20 protein-coding genes are annotated in these 15787 nt (G+C 37.2%); 6 read left to right on the plus strand and 14 right to left on the minus strand.

Features of this window, described 5'->3' with window-relative positions; genetic code table 11:
- Window positions 1–108: 108 nt before the first annotated feature.
- The gene (locus AC4NPH_RS11310) at window positions 109–2427 is read left to right on the plus strand and encodes an ATP-dependent helicase (protein ID WP_097813389.1); all 2319 of its coding nucleotides are present in this window, start codon (window positions 109–111) and stop codon (window positions 2425–2427) included.
- Between the two features lie 117 nt (window positions 2428–2544).
- Here the strand turns inward: AC4NPH_RS11310 and AC4NPH_RS11315 are convergent, their stop codons facing one another.
- The gene (locus AC4NPH_RS11315; protein WP_161515058.1) at window positions 2545–2718 is read right to left on the minus strand and encodes a hypothetical protein; all 174 of its coding nucleotides are present in this window, start codon (window positions 2716–2718) and stop codon (window positions 2545–2547) included.
- Window positions 2719–2804: 86 nt separating this feature from the next.
- On the opposite strand from AC4NPH_RS11315, the gene AC4NPH_RS11320 reads away from it, so the two are divergent.
- Together AC4NPH_RS11320 and AC4NPH_RS11325 are read left to right on the plus strand one after the other, a co-directional pair.
- A complete protein-coding gene (locus AC4NPH_RS11320) occupies window positions 2805–3104 on the plus strand; it encodes a hypothetical protein (protein ID WP_255256007.1) in 300 nt (99 codons plus the stop codon).
- A 226-nt stretch (window positions 3105–3330) separates the two neighbouring features.
- Window positions 3331–3597, plus strand: a complete 267-nt coding sequence (locus AC4NPH_RS11325) for a M48 family metalloprotease (RefSeq protein WP_231101673.1) — start codon at window positions 3331–3333, stop codon at window positions 3595–3597.
- Window positions 3598–3644: 47 nt separating this feature from the next.
- Here AC4NPH_RS11325 and spoVIF read toward each other — a convergent pair whose 3' ends face one another.
- From spoVIF to AC4NPH_RS11350, 5 genes are all read right to left on the minus strand, one after another.
- On the minus strand, window positions 3645–3902 hold the full coding sequence (gene spoVIF / locus AC4NPH_RS11330) for a sporulation-specific transcription regulator SpoVIF (RefSeq protein WP_097813390.1): 258 nt from the start codon (window positions 3900–3902) through the stop codon (window positions 3645–3647).
- 133 nt (window positions 3903–4035) lie between these two features.
- Window positions 4036–4158, minus strand: a complete 123-nt coding sequence (locus tag AC4NPH_RS11335; RefSeq protein ID WP_013055448.1) for a YjcZ family sporulation protein — start codon at window positions 4156–4158, stop codon at window positions 4036–4038.
- 87 nt (window positions 4159–4245) lie between these two features.
- The gene (locus tag AC4NPH_RS11340) at window positions 4246–4425 is read right to left on the minus strand and encodes a hypothetical protein (RefSeq protein ID WP_029324780.1); all 180 of its coding nucleotides are present in this window, start codon (window positions 4423–4425) and stop codon (window positions 4246–4248) included.
- Window positions 4426–4486: 61 nt separating this feature from the next.
- Complete coding sequence (locus AC4NPH_RS11345) at window positions 4487–4657, minus strand: hypothetical protein (RefSeq protein ID WP_171843210.1); 171 nt, start codon at window positions 4655–4657, stop codon at window positions 4487–4489.
- 67 nt (window positions 4658–4724) lie between these two features.
- Window positions 4725–5117 carry a hypothetical protein gene (locus AC4NPH_RS11350; RefSeq protein WP_029324779.1) on the minus strand — a complete coding sequence of 131 codons (393 nt, stop codon included), beginning with the start codon at window positions 5115–5117 and terminating at the stop codon, window positions 4725–4727.
- A gap of 261 nt (window positions 5118–5378) precedes the next feature.
- On the opposite strand from AC4NPH_RS11350, the gene AC4NPH_RS11355 reads away from it, so the two are divergent.
- A complete protein-coding gene (locus AC4NPH_RS11355; protein ID WP_013055446.1) occupies window positions 5379–6113 on the plus strand; it encodes a BMQ_0737 family morphogenetic spore coat protein in 735 nt (244 codons plus the stop codon).
- 138 nt (window positions 6114–6251) lie between these two features.
- Window positions 6252–7085: an OmpH family outer membrane protein gene (locus AC4NPH_RS11360; protein WP_013055445.1), complete on the plus strand. Its 834-nt coding sequence runs from the start codon at window positions 6252–6254 to the stop codon at window positions 7083–7085.
- Window positions 7086–7132: 47 nt separating this feature from the next.
- On the opposite strand, the gene AC4NPH_RS11365 is transcribed toward AC4NPH_RS11360, so the two are convergent.
- The 4 genes from AC4NPH_RS11365 to mgtE all read right to left on the minus strand — a co-directional run bounded on the left by AC4NPH_RS11365 (window position 7133) and on the right by mgtE (window position 11842).
- Window positions 7133–7468, minus strand: coding sequence for a DUF1360 domain-containing protein (locus AC4NPH_RS11365; protein ID WP_013055444.1), 336 nt, complete (start codon window positions 7466–7468; stop codon window positions 7133–7135).
- 77 nt (window positions 7469–7545) lie between these two features.
- Window positions 7546–8238 carry a CotO family spore coat protein gene (locus tag AC4NPH_RS11370; RefSeq protein ID WP_063670555.1) on the minus strand — a complete coding sequence of 231 codons (693 nt, stop codon included), beginning with the start codon at window positions 8236–8238 and terminating at the stop codon, window positions 7546–7548.
- Window positions 8239–8447: 209 nt separating this feature from the next.
- A complete protein-coding gene (locus AC4NPH_RS11375) occupies window positions 8448–10307 on the minus strand; it encodes a monovalent cation:proton antiporter family protein (protein WP_013055442.1) in 1860 nt (619 codons plus the stop codon).
- A gap of 158 nt (window positions 10308–10465) precedes the next feature.
- Entirely contained in the window at window positions 10466–11842 is a 1377-nt protein-coding gene (gene mgtE / locus AC4NPH_RS11380; RefSeq protein WP_013055441.1) for a magnesium transporter, read from the minus strand.
- 177 nt (window positions 11843–12019) lie between these two features.
- On the opposite strand from mgtE, the gene prpE reads away from it, so the two are divergent.
- Window positions 12020–12760, plus strand: a complete 741-nt coding sequence (gene prpE / locus AC4NPH_RS11385) for a bis(5'-nucleosyl)-tetraphosphatase PrpE (RefSeq protein ID WP_013055440.1) — start codon at window positions 12020–12022, stop codon at window positions 12758–12760.
- A gap of 18 nt (window positions 12761–12778) precedes the next feature.
- Here the strand turns inward: prpE and AC4NPH_RS11390 are convergent, their stop codons facing one another.
- The 4 genes from AC4NPH_RS11390 to AC4NPH_RS11405 form a co-directional block, all read right to left on the minus strand.
- Window positions 12779–13687, minus strand: coding sequence for an RluA family pseudouridine synthase (locus tag AC4NPH_RS11390; RefSeq protein WP_013055439.1), 909 nt, complete (start codon window positions 13685–13687; stop codon window positions 12779–12781).
- 14 nt (window positions 13688–13701) lie between these two features.
- Window positions 13702–14499, minus strand: coding sequence for an NAD kinase (locus AC4NPH_RS11395; RefSeq protein WP_025749877.1), 798 nt, complete (start codon window positions 14497–14499; stop codon window positions 13702–13704).
- A 61-nt stretch (window positions 14500–14560) separates the two neighbouring features.
- Window positions 14561–15196 (minus strand): GTP diphosphokinase, encoded by a 636-nt coding sequence (gene yjbM, locus AC4NPH_RS11400; protein ID WP_014461566.1) that lies wholly within the window; start codon window positions 15194–15196, stop codon window positions 14561–14563.
- Window positions 15197–15223: 27 nt separating this feature from the next.
- Window positions 15224–15610, minus strand: a complete 387-nt coding sequence (locus tag AC4NPH_RS11405) for a UPF0738 family protein (protein ID WP_013055436.1) — start codon at window positions 15608–15610, stop codon at window positions 15224–15226.
- Window positions 15611–15787 lie beyond the last annotated feature (177 nt).

Genomic DNA, 15787 nt, shown 5'->3' on the forward strand with positions numbered 1-15787 from the left:
ATACACACATCTATATCGATGTAGAACGAGAGCGGCTTCTTGCTTTAACTCCCTCTTATTTACTATTTACTATTGATTATTCATGTTTTAAAAAGGAGGCCATGTTTTTTGCAACGTGCACTTTATCAAAATCAGATACTTAATCTTGCTATAACGGCTAGAGACCGATTTCAATATTTATATGAAGCTAGTCTCCGAGGAGAAATAACGTGTGCTCACTGCGGAGAACCAGTTAAATTATATCTGGGGATTGAGCATTCTCCTTACTTTTATCATGCTCAAGTTCCCCATGAAAGAGAAGAGTGTTCAGACACACTATCAGAAACAACAGCTGTGCAACAAATAAAAGAAAATCAGGCTGAATACAGAGAAACCAATGGATTTCGTATTCCTAAAGGACGGGCTATTGGTGAGAAAAGTTCAACTGTAAAAGAGAAAGCGACATGGAGGTCTTCCGCACCTTTTTCAAGTGTTCCTGCTTTTCGCTTAAAACCAGCTGTTTCTAAACACTCTGATTCTCCTTATTTAAATGAATTCAAAGAGAGCGGTATTGAATTAGATTCGAACCAATGGAAAGCTGTTACACATTCAGAAGGACCGCTCCTTATTCTAGCCGGTGCAGGCAGCGGAAAAACGCGTGTATTAACAGCTCGCACCGCATATATGATACAAGAAAAACAAATTGATCCAAAATCCATTATGCTGGTGACTTTCACGGCTAAATCAGCTAAAGAAATGAAAGAACGATTGGCTACATACCCAAAGATGTCCGGCTTACATCTTCGTCAAATGCTAGTTGGAACTTTTCACAGCATTTTCTTACGTATGATTGTTCATCATAATCCTCAAGCGTGGCAAATGGACCGCCTGCTAAAATGGGATTGGCAAAAAGAACAGATTGTGAAAGAAGCAGCAAGAGAGCTCCACGTGGATGAAAAAGATTTTCCGTTTGATCAGGCACTTCAGCAAATCGGCTATTGGAAAAACACGCTTGTTGGCGTGAAAGACGTTCGCCCAAAGGACAAATGGGAACAAGATGTGCACTTTTTATATCGTCGCTATGAAGAAGTCAAAAAGCAAAAACAGCTATTCGATTTTGATGACATGCTGTATGGATGTTACGAAATGCTAAAACAAAATCCCGATTTACTAACTCGTTATCAAAAAAGGTTTCGCTATTTTTTAATTGATGAATTTCAAGATATCAATAAAGTTCAATATAAAATTATGAAAATGCTAAGTGAAGACTCTAAAAACTTGTGTGTCGTAGGAGATGATGATCAATCAATTTACGCTTTCCGCGGAAGCGACCCTTCGTTCATTTTAAACTTTGAAAAAGATTTTGCTAATACAACTGTTATTACGTTAAACCAAAATTATCGTTCAGCTCACGCCATCGTTTCTTCCGCTAATAAAGTCATTGCACGAAATACAGCGCGACGACAAAAAGAAATGGCTGCCCAGTTTGATAATGAGTTGCCACCCAAATTCTTCTTTCCATACGACGAAGAAGAAGAAGCAACAATGATTGTAACGGATATGAAAGAAAAGATTAAGCAAGGGGCTTCTCCAACTGAATTCGCGGTCTTGTACCGAACTCACGCTTCTTCACGCGCCATCTTTGAACGTTTATCGCAGTCAAACCTGCCATTTTCAATCGAACAAGATGCGGATTCGTTTTATAAAAGACGAATGGTTCGAAGTTTACTTTCATTTCTACGCTTGAGCGTGAATCCAAATGACGCAAGTTCGCTACAAGATTTAGTAAACGCACTCTTTTTAAAGAAAACAGCAGTCAATGACTTAAAAGCAGCAAGTATTCTTCATGATGGTACATTTATTGATGCACTTGAATATCTTCAAGATTTAAAACCATTTCAGCAAAAAAAGCTCAAGAAAGTAATTCCTTTATTCAAGTCGCTAAAATCAATGTCTCCTTCTTTGGCACTTGAGACGATTTCTAAAGATATGGGATTCGATGATTTTGTCAAAAAACGCGGAAATGAAGGAAATATGATGGAAAAAGGTTCGGATGACGTGCGGGATTTAAAAGTTGTAGCACGTAAATTCAAAACCGTACCTGAACTTTTAGAGCATGTGGATCATATGATTGCCATGAACACAGAGATGAAAGCTTTAAGCAAGCAATTTAATGAAAGTATTCAGCTAACCACAATTCACCGAGCAAAGGGTCTTGAATATAAGCATGTATACGTACTGAGCAGCGTAGATGGCGGATTGCCTCATGATTATGCACTCGAAGCTTATCGAGGCGGAGATGATGTGCCGCTTCAAGAAGAACGCCGCCTTTTATATGTAGCAATGACGCGTGCACAAAATTCACTTTACTTATCTGTTCCGCAAACTAGAAGAGGTAAAACTGCTTATCCTTCAAGATTCCTGAAGTCGTTTATAAAAAAAGTATAAAGGAAAAAGAGGCTGGGACAAAAGTATTTTAGTTAAATTGAAGTACGAACTGTTAATCAGAATTATTGATTAACGGTTCGTATTTTTTATTGTCATATAAATGTAGATTTAATATGTTTAGTTGCTTCTAGCTGTTGATTGGAGGGTGAGGCGAAGACTCCAGCGGAAAGCAAAGCCTTGCACGGAAATCAACAGCGGTGTAACAAATGATTCATACAAGCTCATGTACCCAATTGGCTCGTCTTTAAATTGGATTGATTTCGTTACGTCTAAACTTCTATTATTAACCAAACATTCCACAAAGAGGTAGATATTCATAAATAGATGCGTTACACTACGTTATGTACTGTACTACTATATTTTAGGGGGCTCCATTATTGAACACAAAGCTTATTCATGAAAATGAAAAGATTTTTTTCATTCTGTGTATGGTTATCAGCTTATTAACCTATTTCTTTTTAATCATTTCACTCATTGGTATTATCTACCTTGTAATTGGTTTTTTAATTACATTTATACTCCACGGCTTCTCTATTGCTCAAATTCGCAATAATGGGGTTAGATTGACAGAAAAGCAGTTCCCGCACACTTATCTTATCATCAGGCAAAACAGTTATCTTCAGAGCTGGATTTGGAGCTGCCCGATATTTATATTGTTCAATCAGGCGGCTTGTTAAACGCGTTTGCTACACGTTTTTTTGGACGACACTTTGTCGTTTTATACTCGGACATTGTTGAAATGATTGAAGATAATCAAGAAAAAGACCTTTCTTTTATTATTGCCACGAATTAGTTCATATCAAACGTAAGCATACACTCTACCACTCACTTATTCTACCTGCTCTTTGGGTTCCTTTTTTAGGAAAAGCTTACTCTAGGGCCTGTGAATATACGTGTGATCGCATAGCTACCGTTGCGATTGGTGATGCAAAAGCTGCCACTCAAGCACTCACTATACTTGCGGTTGGTCATTGTCTAAATAAAAAAGTAAATCAGGAGGAATTTGTTCATACGCACTCACAAGAAAAAGGTTTTTTTATGTGGTTGAATCAAGCTACTTCAACTCACCCCCCTATCGCTCATCGTATTAAAGAAATTAATTACTTAGCACAGCATCCGGAACTGTTTGATCTTGATTCTAACGCGTTTCAAACAAATGAAATTGCATAAATGGAAAAAAGCCCTGACGTGTCAGGGCTTTATATAAAAACATTAAATTACTTTTTCTCATTTAGCATTTTAGCGATAGTCCCAAAATCAATGGATTGGTTATTATTTGCAATCGCCTTAACAATTTGTTCTTCCTTTTGTTTTGAAATTGGCTTATTCGCAATTTGTGCTACTCGTTTCACAATGTTACGCACCGTTTGCTCATCTTTAAAATTAGCATTTTGTACAGAATTTGCAAGTTCAAAAATATCCTTCATATTAACGCCTGTTTTCTTCTCTATATTTTTAAACATATTATTATCCATTTTGCATGACCTCCTTTATTTATACTTCATCGTATGCACCATGTGCCTAGATGGTGCCCTTTACATTTAATAAAAAAATAAAGTGCGAGTAAAGCTTCACCCGCACTTTTCGGTGCCTTATTCATAGAAGGGATTAATTGTAAAAACAAACACAACCAACAATAATTAATAGAATGAATAATACAACGATTAACGCAAAACCACCGCCGTAGCCACCACCGTAACCACAACCACCGTAGCCAAATCCGCAGCCCATAATATTACACCCCCTATGTTTGACTCTCTATACTGTATGTTCAATCACATGATTTCGTATGGGCTTTTCAACTGTTCTCTGTAAATTTCATTGTCCAAACGGATCTTCAGCATCCTGCTCATCAAGTTTTTTTACATTTTGCTGCAGCTTCCTCTCTTGCTGATTCATCTGCTTTTCTGCTTTTTCTACTTCTTTCATTCTGTTTTGATGCTCTCTCATCATATGCTGTTCAAAAAACCGTTCAAATTCATCAAAAAAATCCGGCATATTTACACCTCTCTTCACTATATGTAAAAAAGCATTGTCAGGGTGACAATGCTTCTGGAGCTTATCGCTTTGGTAACTTTGAACCACAGCCGCAACCATCTTGTTTGGGAGAAGGGTACTGAACTGGCTTAGAAATAGACTGATCTTTCTTCACCGATTGCTTTGTCATAGGTTGTGGATGATAAGGCAGTGGCTGAGGGTATTGATTAGGATTATAATTATAATACATCATGTTTCCCTCCTTTTCACAGCATCCTATCTATAACATTATATTCAGGACTAAAGAAAGACGTTCTCTCTTATTTGTCCATTTTACGCTGCATAGACAAAAATAAATCGGTGCTGCTTTTTGGTTTCCTTGCTCTTGGTGCTTCCACCCTTTCTTGCTCTGTTACTTCTCCCAGCCTGCTCTCTAGCTCCTGAATCGTTTCTCGTGCATGATCATGATCATCATACTGCACAATAGACTGTTCATTTTTTGATTTTTGTTCATTGACACATGCCTTAAGCCAATCTATTTTTTCTTGCAGCTTTCTTTTTTCTTGTTCATGCTTTTCCTTTAATTCAGCTAACTCTTCTTTCATATCTTCATATTCAAATTCTTGGTGCTTGAACTTTTGATATTCTTCCTTATAAAAAGCCAGCTCTGACTTTAATGAAGAGATCTTTTGTTTCACTTTTTCCTCACTCATGCTGCTCACTCCTTCATTATAAACAATGCACAAACCTCTGAAAATCAATTAAAGATGAATAACACTTTTTACTAACATGAATATGCTGTAATTGAGTTTATTATTTCCTTCATTTTTTATGCTCGCTTCATCCAGAAATTATTGCTATAAATTCCGCTTTTACTAAGGAACATAAAAGTAAGTCATTCATACACTATAGTAGTCCGATACCTAGTAACGAACAGCGTAAAGGAAGGACAATTACAATTAGGAGGTTTAAAAATGGGAGAACATTTTGAAGCATTGTGTATCCGCGTACCTAAAGTGTACGATTGGGTCAGACGTCAAGTAGTTTTGCCACAAATCTTTACTAATGACGCTTCACTATTTGATGAAGAGGCGCTTGAAGATTTAGGCCATGATGTAGAAGTAGAAGTTATTTTAACTGATAGTAAAGGACACTCGGTAGACGTTTCTGATGAAGAGGCGCTCGATCATGTAATTGAGCTTGTACCACAAGGTGGTCGCAAACCTAAGAAGGTCATTTTACCAGACGGAGAAATTGTTATTCTTCATGAAGTAAAATTATCAATTAGCGGTTTTTATAAAATTAGGTTAATTAATTTAGGTGGACATCATAAATACAGCGATGTCGAATCTAGTGTTATTCCTTGGAAAATACATCAAACATTCTATCTTTGCGCACCTGAAGGAACAGAACCTGTTGTACACCTTGATTCTTTTGAAGGAACTGATGGTTCTATTAGATTATCAGACATTCACTTACAGCAGCTAAGCTTCGACCTTGTGTTAGGTCTAAGTGTGCAAATTGAAAAAGATGTTAAGATTGAAGTAGAAGGAAGCTTCTGTTATCCTCGCCCCGAAGTTATTTCTACAAGCAGCGGTTTCTCACCGATTGAATATCCACCTCAGTGTGAAGCTATCTTCCCTGGAAGACCTTATCGTGATTCTGATGAAAGTGACTTCGAAAGTGACTTTGAAAGTGACTTTGATTAACTGGATAACCTCAGAGGAGAATATTTCTCCTCTTTTTTCATCGTTTACAAGCTTTGTGCATACATATAAATAAAACTGCTGTGAGCAGCTCTGTTTTACAAAGCTGGTTCATAGCTCAGCAGGAAAGGAGACTAGTAGATGAGTCGTAACTCCCCTTCTCCTAAAGATGATTTAACTCAATTAAAACAAAAGCTCATTCACTATAAATCGGAAATTCGGCACGTGCAAAACCAATTAAAAAGCTATGAACGAGCTTTAGAGCGAGAAAAAGAAAATACATCATTTTGGAAGAAAAAACACGCTGAGACGCTTTCTACATCTGAAAAAGAAGTAGAAATTGAAGGGTTAGAAAGAGAGCTGGATTTACTGAGAAACGAGCTTTCCGAACAAAAAATTATTGCCGAAGCATTTCGAGAGAAGGCATCAAGAAAACAGCCGGTTATTGAAGAAAAGATCGTGGAAAAAATAATCGAAAAGGTTGTAGAAAAGCCCGTAGAAAGGTTTGAAAAGAGTGATATCCTCTGTTTTTTTCAACATTCTATACTGCTGCCAGAACAAAGTGAAAGAGAGCTGATGATATTCGGCAACGTAATTATTCAAAATCAAACGAGCAGTACTTTACACTCTCCCGTGCTCTGTTTAAAGATGAAACCCGTCGCTTCGTCCACATTAAGCGGGAAGATTGTTGATGAGAAAAGCATTGAAGCTTCTAGTATTCCATCTTCTTCTTTAGAATGGCGCTACGCTCATCCAAAATGGAACGAAAAAATTCAACATGACGGTGAGTATTGGATCAAACCTATTAAGCAAACATCATTAAAGCCAAAGGACAAATTACTATTTGACTCTTTCCAAGTAGTTATTCCTCTATCCTCTGATACGACCTCATTTATTCTCGAAGGCTTTTTCTATAGTGAAGAGTGGCAAGAAGGCATTCCTTTTTTAAATAAAGTCGTGCTAAATTTCCCTTAATTATTAAAAGACATATTGATGTTCAATATGTCTTTTAACTCGTCCATTTATTTCATAAAAGATTCTATAATCCCCGCACATCCCGCAATAGCTAAGATCGTAATGACAGGAATAGCAATGTGCGGAACAGCTACATAACTAAAATAAATTCCTACTGCACACCATATGCCCGTACACCAGTAACAGCTGAGCAGCTCTCCAATCCATCTCCGCAACCCTTTACCTTTTATCTCTAAATATGTTATCCTATTTCCTTCTTCATCTTGATCTTCTACAATTTTGTGAAACGGTTTACGAATAAAAGCCGTAATTTTATCAAAAACGATTAGGCGAGTGAGCCGAAACGTCGCAAAGACAAATAACGTTAGATAAATCCATGTCATCTTCATTCCTCCGTGCATTCCCAAGCTTATGAAAATAAAAGCTAACGTGCTTTTTCACTGTTAGCTTTTAGGCTTACTTAAATTTTAATGATAGATATGGTCTGAATATCATTAAATGTCAACACTTTCTTCTCTTTATTAGGAGGGATGCTTACGTACAAACTTCCTTCTTTAAGTTCTAAAATTGTTCCTATATATTTTTGATTTTGACACACAATTTCACAAATAGGTTGAGACATATGAGCTGGAAAACTGCATAGAAACTCAATTTTTTCTTTGATCGTCATAGACTGAAACATTTTATTTGGCTTTTGAGTCTCTGATTGCGGTATATTCACAGGAACAATTGAATGTTCTACACCTTTTTCCTGCTTAATTTCCTTTTTAATTCCTATATCTTTTTCCTGCTTAATTTCCTTCTTAATTCCTATATCTTTTTCCTGTTTAATTCCCTTCTTAATTCCTATATCTTTTTCCTGTTTAATTTCCTTCTTAATTCCTATATCTTTTTCCTGCTTAATTTCTTTCTTAATTTCTATATCTTCTTCCTGCTTAATTTCTTCCACTTTTTCTACCTCAGGCTCGTTAACTTCTTGAATAGAAGAAAAGCTGGGCTCTTCTTTTAATACATGCTCTTTCTCTATTCCTTTATTGTCTTGCTGTTTTGAACTAAAATAATATTGCATAGAACGCTGATTTTGCGTAGCGTTTGGCTGGACAATGTACATTAGCGGCTCGTTTTCTTCTGACTTAGATTTTGAGTTAGTCATGAAGCATACCTCCAATTGCTTGTTATCGTTCTTTTAAAAATGTATGCTTGCACACGGAAAAACTTGTTTATTTTTTTGCAGTAGCCTTTTTTGATGTAAAACCAGCACTATACTTTTGTCTCCCGCATTGAAAGAAACGCAAAAAAAAGCGCTGCATATGCAGCGCTTTTTACTGATTCAATAAGGTAGAAGGATAAGTCCACACCTAATCATCTAATTTTATACTCAAGAAGCATACGCAATTCATTCACATACGAACGAGACCCTGTTACAATCAAACGATCATCAAATTCAAGTTCCGTATCACCATGAGGTACAATTGAATCTTTACCTCTAAAAATTCGAACAAAAATCACATCTCCTGTAAATGGGAACTTGCGAAGCTCTACCCCCTCATATTTAGGGTTACGCATATTGATTTGATAAAGTGCTGTTTCTTGATTTGTTAAGATATTTAAAATATTTGGCGATTCGATTAAAGCTTTTAGCAATGCAGTCGTAGATAACAGCACAGAAAAAACTTCAATGTTATTTTCTTTCATCTTTTCATCTAATACAGGACTTTCTACGCGGGCAATAACCCGTTCTGTACCATATTCTTTTGCAAATAGAGCAATGTCGCTATTTCTTTCTTCTTCCCCTGTTGTTACAACTAATACATCCGCATCTAAAATCCCCATACGTATTAAAGTTTCCTTACTATATCCATCGATGTCGACGATATTAAAAATGGAATCCGACGTACGGTTTTCAATTTTGTCCTGAGTAGGATGATAAATCGTAACATCATATAAATCAAGATCCATTTCTCGAATAACCGGGAGTGTAAATTGATTTGCACCGAGCATATTAACCTTCAGCTTTCTGTCACTGATTTCTGGCTTTGGAAACAGCTTTCTAAAGATAATAGGTGTAATAATACATGTAATAATCGCCACCAAAATCAGCGCACCGGACATTTGTGAATCAATAACACCAATATTTTCACCAACCGTTGCTGCCGCAATAACGAGTGATAAAGTCGATGTTAAAAGAAAACCCGATGCCAAAACGGTTTTCATATCATACCATTTTCTTAAGATTAACGCTGGGACTAGCTTGGATATCAACAGTGCAATGAATAATAAAGGCATTAATATCAGCACTTTTTTATCACTGAACAATGACCAAACGTCAAGCTTCACTCCTACCATCACGAAAAAGATAGGAATTAAAAATCCGTAGCCAAACGAATCTAATTTATGAACTAAGTTTTTGTTAGGCGCAAGAAGAGAAACGAGTGATCCCGCTAAAAAAGCGCCTAAAATGTTTTCAACGCCAATTGACTCCGAAAGACCCACCAGAATAATAATGAGTGCAAATACCGCGCGCGTGTCGATTTGAATTGTGCCTTTAGACATTGTCTCAAGAAACGATCGGTTTTTAAACTGCTTCCCTATGAAGTATAAAATCACTCCTACTCCAAATAAGATTAAAATCAACCATGTATTGCTATTTCCTGATTTATCATAGACGGAAGCAAATACGGCTAGTAAAATCATCGTGACTAAGTCCGCAATAACCGCAATCAATAAAATGGTTTGTCCAATCGGCTTTTTCATAATCTGTGCATCTTTTAATGTCGGCACTACTACTCCTAGTGAAATGGTAGAAATAATAAGCGTCATCAAAAAGGCGTTATCAATAAAACCTGTCCATACAAAAACATAGGACAAAAATAGTGAAACCGCAAAGATAGCTGCAAACACTAGTATAGAAATGGAAAAAGCATTTGGCACCTTCGCTCCTGATACCTTTTTGTCTTTTGAATTTCCTCCAGCAAAAGCAGAAAAATCAATTTCTAAACCACTTAAAAACATCAAAAAGATAAAGCCTAGAGTGGAAAGTGTTTCAAGCCACATATCCTGCTCCACAAGGTCAAAACCACTTTTCCCTATAATTAATCCCATAATAATTTCAGCTACGACTACAGGTATAATGTTGAGTTTAAACCGATGCAACAGTATAGGCGTTAAAAAGGCCAAACTAATGACGATAACAAGTGATGTAAAGGACGCGTGCTGTTCCATTAGATTCCCCTCCTTTTACCTTCGCTATTTATAAAACGAAGACGTTAGTATTCAAAATTAAAGGTTAATCATAAAAGCTTGAAGGTTCTCTGTCAACTATATGAACTGATAATGAAAATCCGACATGATTACTCATGTCGAATTCTAAAGTCCTTTCATTATTTTAAATAACTCATAAATGTTGTCGCTAGACCGAAGTAAATTAAAATACTGATAAGATCATTGATCGTTGTAATAAATGGTCCTGATGCGACTGCAGGGTCAATTTTGAACCTGTGCATGAGAAGCGGGATAAACGCTCCTGCTAGTGTAGCCACAATCAATGTTGAAAATACAGAGACGCCTACCAAAGCGCCTAAAATAAGATCACCTTGCCAAATATAAACAATTAATACAACTAAAAGTCCGCATGATGCGCCCGTAATCATTCCGGTAGCTGCTTCTCGGATTAACAGCTTAATTTTGCTTTCTTCTTCGATTTCTCCCGTCGCCAGTCCGCGAACCGCAACGGCTAGTGCCTGTGTTCCTGTATTACCAGCCATACCGCCAATCAAAGGTATAAATACAGCTAAAATAGCTACTTGATTCAACGTATCTTCAAAACGTCCAATTAAACTCGCTGTCATCATTCCTAAAAACAGCAAAATGATAAGCCAAGGCAGCCTCTTTTTGGCCGCTACTAAAGGATTGTGGTCAATCGTATCATCTACATCACTAATACCCGCTAATTTAGAATAGTCATCCGATGCCTCTTCATCAAGAACGTCCATCACATCATCAACCGTAATGATCCCGAGAAGATGCTGCTGAAAATCAACAACTGGAAGCGCAAGAAAGTTGTAATCGCGCATAATACGCGCAACTTCTTCTTGGTCTTCTGCTACTGACACAGATACGACTCGTTCATTCATAACTTCGCTTATCATCGTATCTTCATCTGCTATAATTAAATCACGAAGAGAAATAACACCTGCTAGATGCTTTTGTTCATCAATAACAAATACGTAATAAATCGTTTCCGCTTCTGGAGCTTCCCTGCGTAGAATGTGCATAGCTGAATGTACGGTTTGATTTTCACGAATGGCCACAAACTCAGTCGTCATAATACTTCCAGCGGTATATTCCTCGTAATGAAGCAGCTCTTTAATTTCATCGGCTGCTTCTTCATCCATAATCGTTAAATAGCTCGCCACTTGTTCTTTATCCAATTCATTTAATACGTCAACGGCGTCATCCGCCGACATTTCCGACAGCATGTCTGCTGCAAAATTGGGGTGCATTTCTGAGAGAATTTCTTGATAATCTTCTTCTCGTATCTCTACATTTTCAAAGATATCCGCCATTTCTTCAGGAGATAACATCTCGTACAGCGCAAATCTAGAAGGCTCATCTAATTCTTCAAAAAATTGAGCTTGGTCATACGTATGCATATGTAAAAATTCTTCACGAAATGCATCGATTTCATTTTTTTCTAAAAGTGATAATAAATGTTCGGCGAACCATGCCTTTTCTTCTTTTTCAATTGAATCTGTCATGTCTTCAACCTCCCTGTCGCACAAAACTCATTTAACTTTATGATGAATTTTGCTTTTTTTCAACTCATAGCTCTTTACTCTTTTCCCAATAATATATAAGTTCTACACATAGTTTGCTCCATATAAGGGTAATTTTATATCGTCAAAGGAAAAACCTTTTAAGGATGTGGATAACAGATGAAAGTAGATATAATAGGCGATATCCATGGGTGCTATGATGAATTAAAAGCATTAACAGAAAAACTTGGGTATGAGTGGCAAGACGGAATTCCTATCCACTCTGACGGACGGCGCCTTGGATTTGTAGGTGATTTAACAGACCGAGGACCTCATTCACTAAAAGTGATTGAGCTCGTATGGTCACTTGTAATAAAGCATCAGCAAGCTTACTACTGTCCAGGCAATCACTGCAATAAGCTATATCGCTTCTTTTGCGGTAACAAAGTGCAAATTACTCATGGGTTAGAAACGACCGTTGCTGAGTACGAAGCTTTACCTTCAAGAGAACAGAAATTCATTAAGAAAAAGTTCATTGAGCTTTATGAGCAATCGCCTCTATATGTGCAGCTTGATCAAAACCAATTAATTATTGCTCACGCCGGTCTTAAAGCTGAATACATCGGCAGAACGGATAAAAAAGTAAAAACCTTTGTGCTATACGGAGACATTACGGGTGAAAAACATCTAAACGGCATGCCTGTCCGACGGGATTGGGCCCAACATTATAATGGAAAACCTTTTATCGTGTATGGGCATACACCCGTAGTAAAAGCCAGAAAAATTCATAATACCATTAATATTGATACAGGCGCAGTTTTTGGAGGGGCTTTAACGGCGTTTCAGTATCCTGAAAGGAATATTATATCGGTGCCTTCATCTATGCCTTACGTAGAGGAAAAATTTAATCACTTCGTGTAAAAAGAAAGTCGCTTTTCATTAAAAAAAGCGACTTTCTTTTACGATTTGAAGTTTCTGCATATCTGGCGGCAAAGGTGCTGTAAAAGACAAAGTTTTTTGTAAAAAAGGATGAAAAAAAGTGAGCTCATAGCTGTGAAGAGCTTGACGAGAAATAAGATGATTCGTTCCGCCATATAAGGTATCTCCAAGCAGTGGATATCCTTTATAAGCCATATGAACACGAATTTGGTGAGTTCTCCCCGTCTCAAGCGAAAGAGCAACTTCTGTAAAAGAAGAATACTGACGAAGCGCCGTATAGTGTGTAATAGCAAACTGCCCATCTTCTCTTACTTCCCGTTCAATGATACTTGACTCTTTTCGGCCAATCGGTGCCTCTATCGTTTCTTTGCCAACAAGCTTACCATGAACAAAAGCTCGGTACACGCGTTTAATTTCATGTTCTTTTTGTGCTTTAGAGAATAAGTAATGAACGTGCCTATGCTTAGCGACAATAAGCAGCCCAGATGTGTCTCGGTCCAACCTATTCACAAGATGAACAGTCGAGTTAATGTTATTTTCCTCATAATAATAGAGCACAGCATTACTTAGTGACCACGTTAAATGTTCTCGAGAAGGTATACTTGGCATGTTTGGCTGCTTATTCAAAACTAATATATACTCATCTTCGTATACAATATCCAAAGGTATAGCTCTAGGAAGAAGACTTTCACTTGCTTTTTCTGGTGGAAACGCCACCTTGATTTCGTCACCTTTTTGCAGAATATATCGAACCGTTGCATGCTTTCCATTTACTTCAATTGCTCCTCCTCTGAACTTAATGTCCGTCAGAGAAGCTTTGGAAATATCATGTTCTTTTAAAAATTCACGAACCGCTACACCCTCGAAAGAATTATCTACGGTCCAACTCAACGTAAAAACTTGTTTCATTCTCTTCCCTGCCTTTAATCATCACATACAAAAGAGTCTCTGACACGCTGCCAGAAAGGAAACGCACGAAAGCGAGCAAATCGAATTTTTTCGCTTGCTACCCGAAATTGAATCGACTTTACATCTTTATGTAAAAGAGTTAAATGATCAATGGTAATTTGAAAGTCTGCGTCGTTGACAGGCTTTAACAGCGCTGTATGATGTCCAGGAAGAACCAATGGAGAACCTATCGTACGGAACACTCGATTGTTAATAGAAGCCATTTCAGCAATTTGAATAGCTTGAAGCGAAGGATGTAAAATCGCGCCTCCAAGGGATTTGTTGTAAGCTGTACTTCCCGAGGGAGTGGATACGCAAAGGCCGTCTCCTCGGAATGTCTCAAATCGCTGCCCTTTAATTTCCACATCCATTACTAAAGAACCTTCTACACTTTTTACCGTACATTCATTCAGAGCTAAGTATCGAGCTTCGCGTCCACCGTTTGTGTAGCGAATAATCACTTCGAGCAGTGGATACTCTACAGTCTGATAGGGTGTCTTTGCAATAGCAATCACCAGCTTCTCAATCTCATCAGGTGTCCAATCTGCGTAAAAGCCTAAATGGCCGGTATGAACCCCAATAAAAGCCGTCTTGTCAAGTCGGTTTCGATAGCGGTGAAACGCGTAGAGAAGCGTTCCATCCCCTCCTACTGACACTACAATATCAGGCTGGTTTTCATCATATTCTAAATGAAAATCTAATAAATACGTTTTCATTTTTTGCATAAGCGTATTTGATATTTGGTTGCCTTTTGATGTAATAGCAAATTTTATTTTCTCCACCTAATTCTCTCCCCCTATCCATCCAATGTACAAAGCTGTTGCTGAGTCATACCTAAGATTCTTCCGCCGATTCTTTTTTTCGTGAGAAAATAGCCTGAGCTTCTTGAATCTCACCTCGTATTTGAGACATTTCTTCATCGAGCTGAGTAGCCGCTTCAGAAGCACGCTGAAGTCGTTTTTTGATATTCTCAGGAAATTTCCCGCTGTACTTATAATTTAAAGAATGCTCAATTGTAGCCCAAAAATTCATAGCCAGTGTACGAATTTGAATTTCCACTAAAATTTTCTTTTCACCTTTAATTGTTTGAACAGGATAACATACGACCACATGATATGAACGATAGCCGCTTTCTTTTTTATGAAGAATATAATCTCTTTCTTCAATCAATTCAAAGTCTGTTCGCTGACGAAGGAGCTCTACGACCGCTTTAATATCGTCCGTAAATTGACACATCATACGGAGTCCCGCAATGTCCTGCATCTCTTCCTCTAAGCGATCGAGAGAAATTCCTTTTCGAGTCGCTTTATCCAAAATACTGGCGATAGGCTTTACTCGTCCCGTCACGAATTCAATAGGTGAATGTGTAGACTTCATATCATACTGTGAACGAATTCCCTTTAATTTCACCTTAAGTTCTTCAACGGCTTGTTTATACGGTGCTAAAAATAAATCCCAATGCCTGATCATTAATAACACCCCCCTTTTTTCTCTCTATTACTTATTTTCTTTATCTAAAAAAACTTCCTCTACTCTTGCTACCATCTCGTCTCCATAATTCACATTTCCTTCGATGTTACTGATGAGATAAGATAGCTCTTCTTTAACGGCTGATAGCTCAATTACTTTCTTATTAATTTCTAAAAATACTTTCATATCTTTATGTAAGACGTGCTTTAAATTTGCCCAAATATTATCACTAAGGCCAACATACATAAATTGATCATTAATATCTACAACATATACAAATGACATGTTATCTGAGTCAACAAGCATTTGTTTTGTATCTTCCAATTGTTCAATTTCCGTCTCAATAGGGTCTGCTTTTAAATGTAATTCATTTGATTTCATCACACAGGTAGTGATGTCAATTCGATTGTGCATAAATAAACTCCTTCCAACTATACAATTCGTTACTATTTTAACACATTCCAGGAACGTTTAATAAAGGTAAAACCTAAACAATCCGTATTTCTTCATTTTCCAAGTTCCCCATATGGTTATTCCTGTTAGGAAATGTAGTTTTACTGTCTCAAAAAGTGTGATAAATTAAGATGGAAA

It is taken from the genome of Priestia sp. MDV22-iso46 (assembly GCF_058629175.1).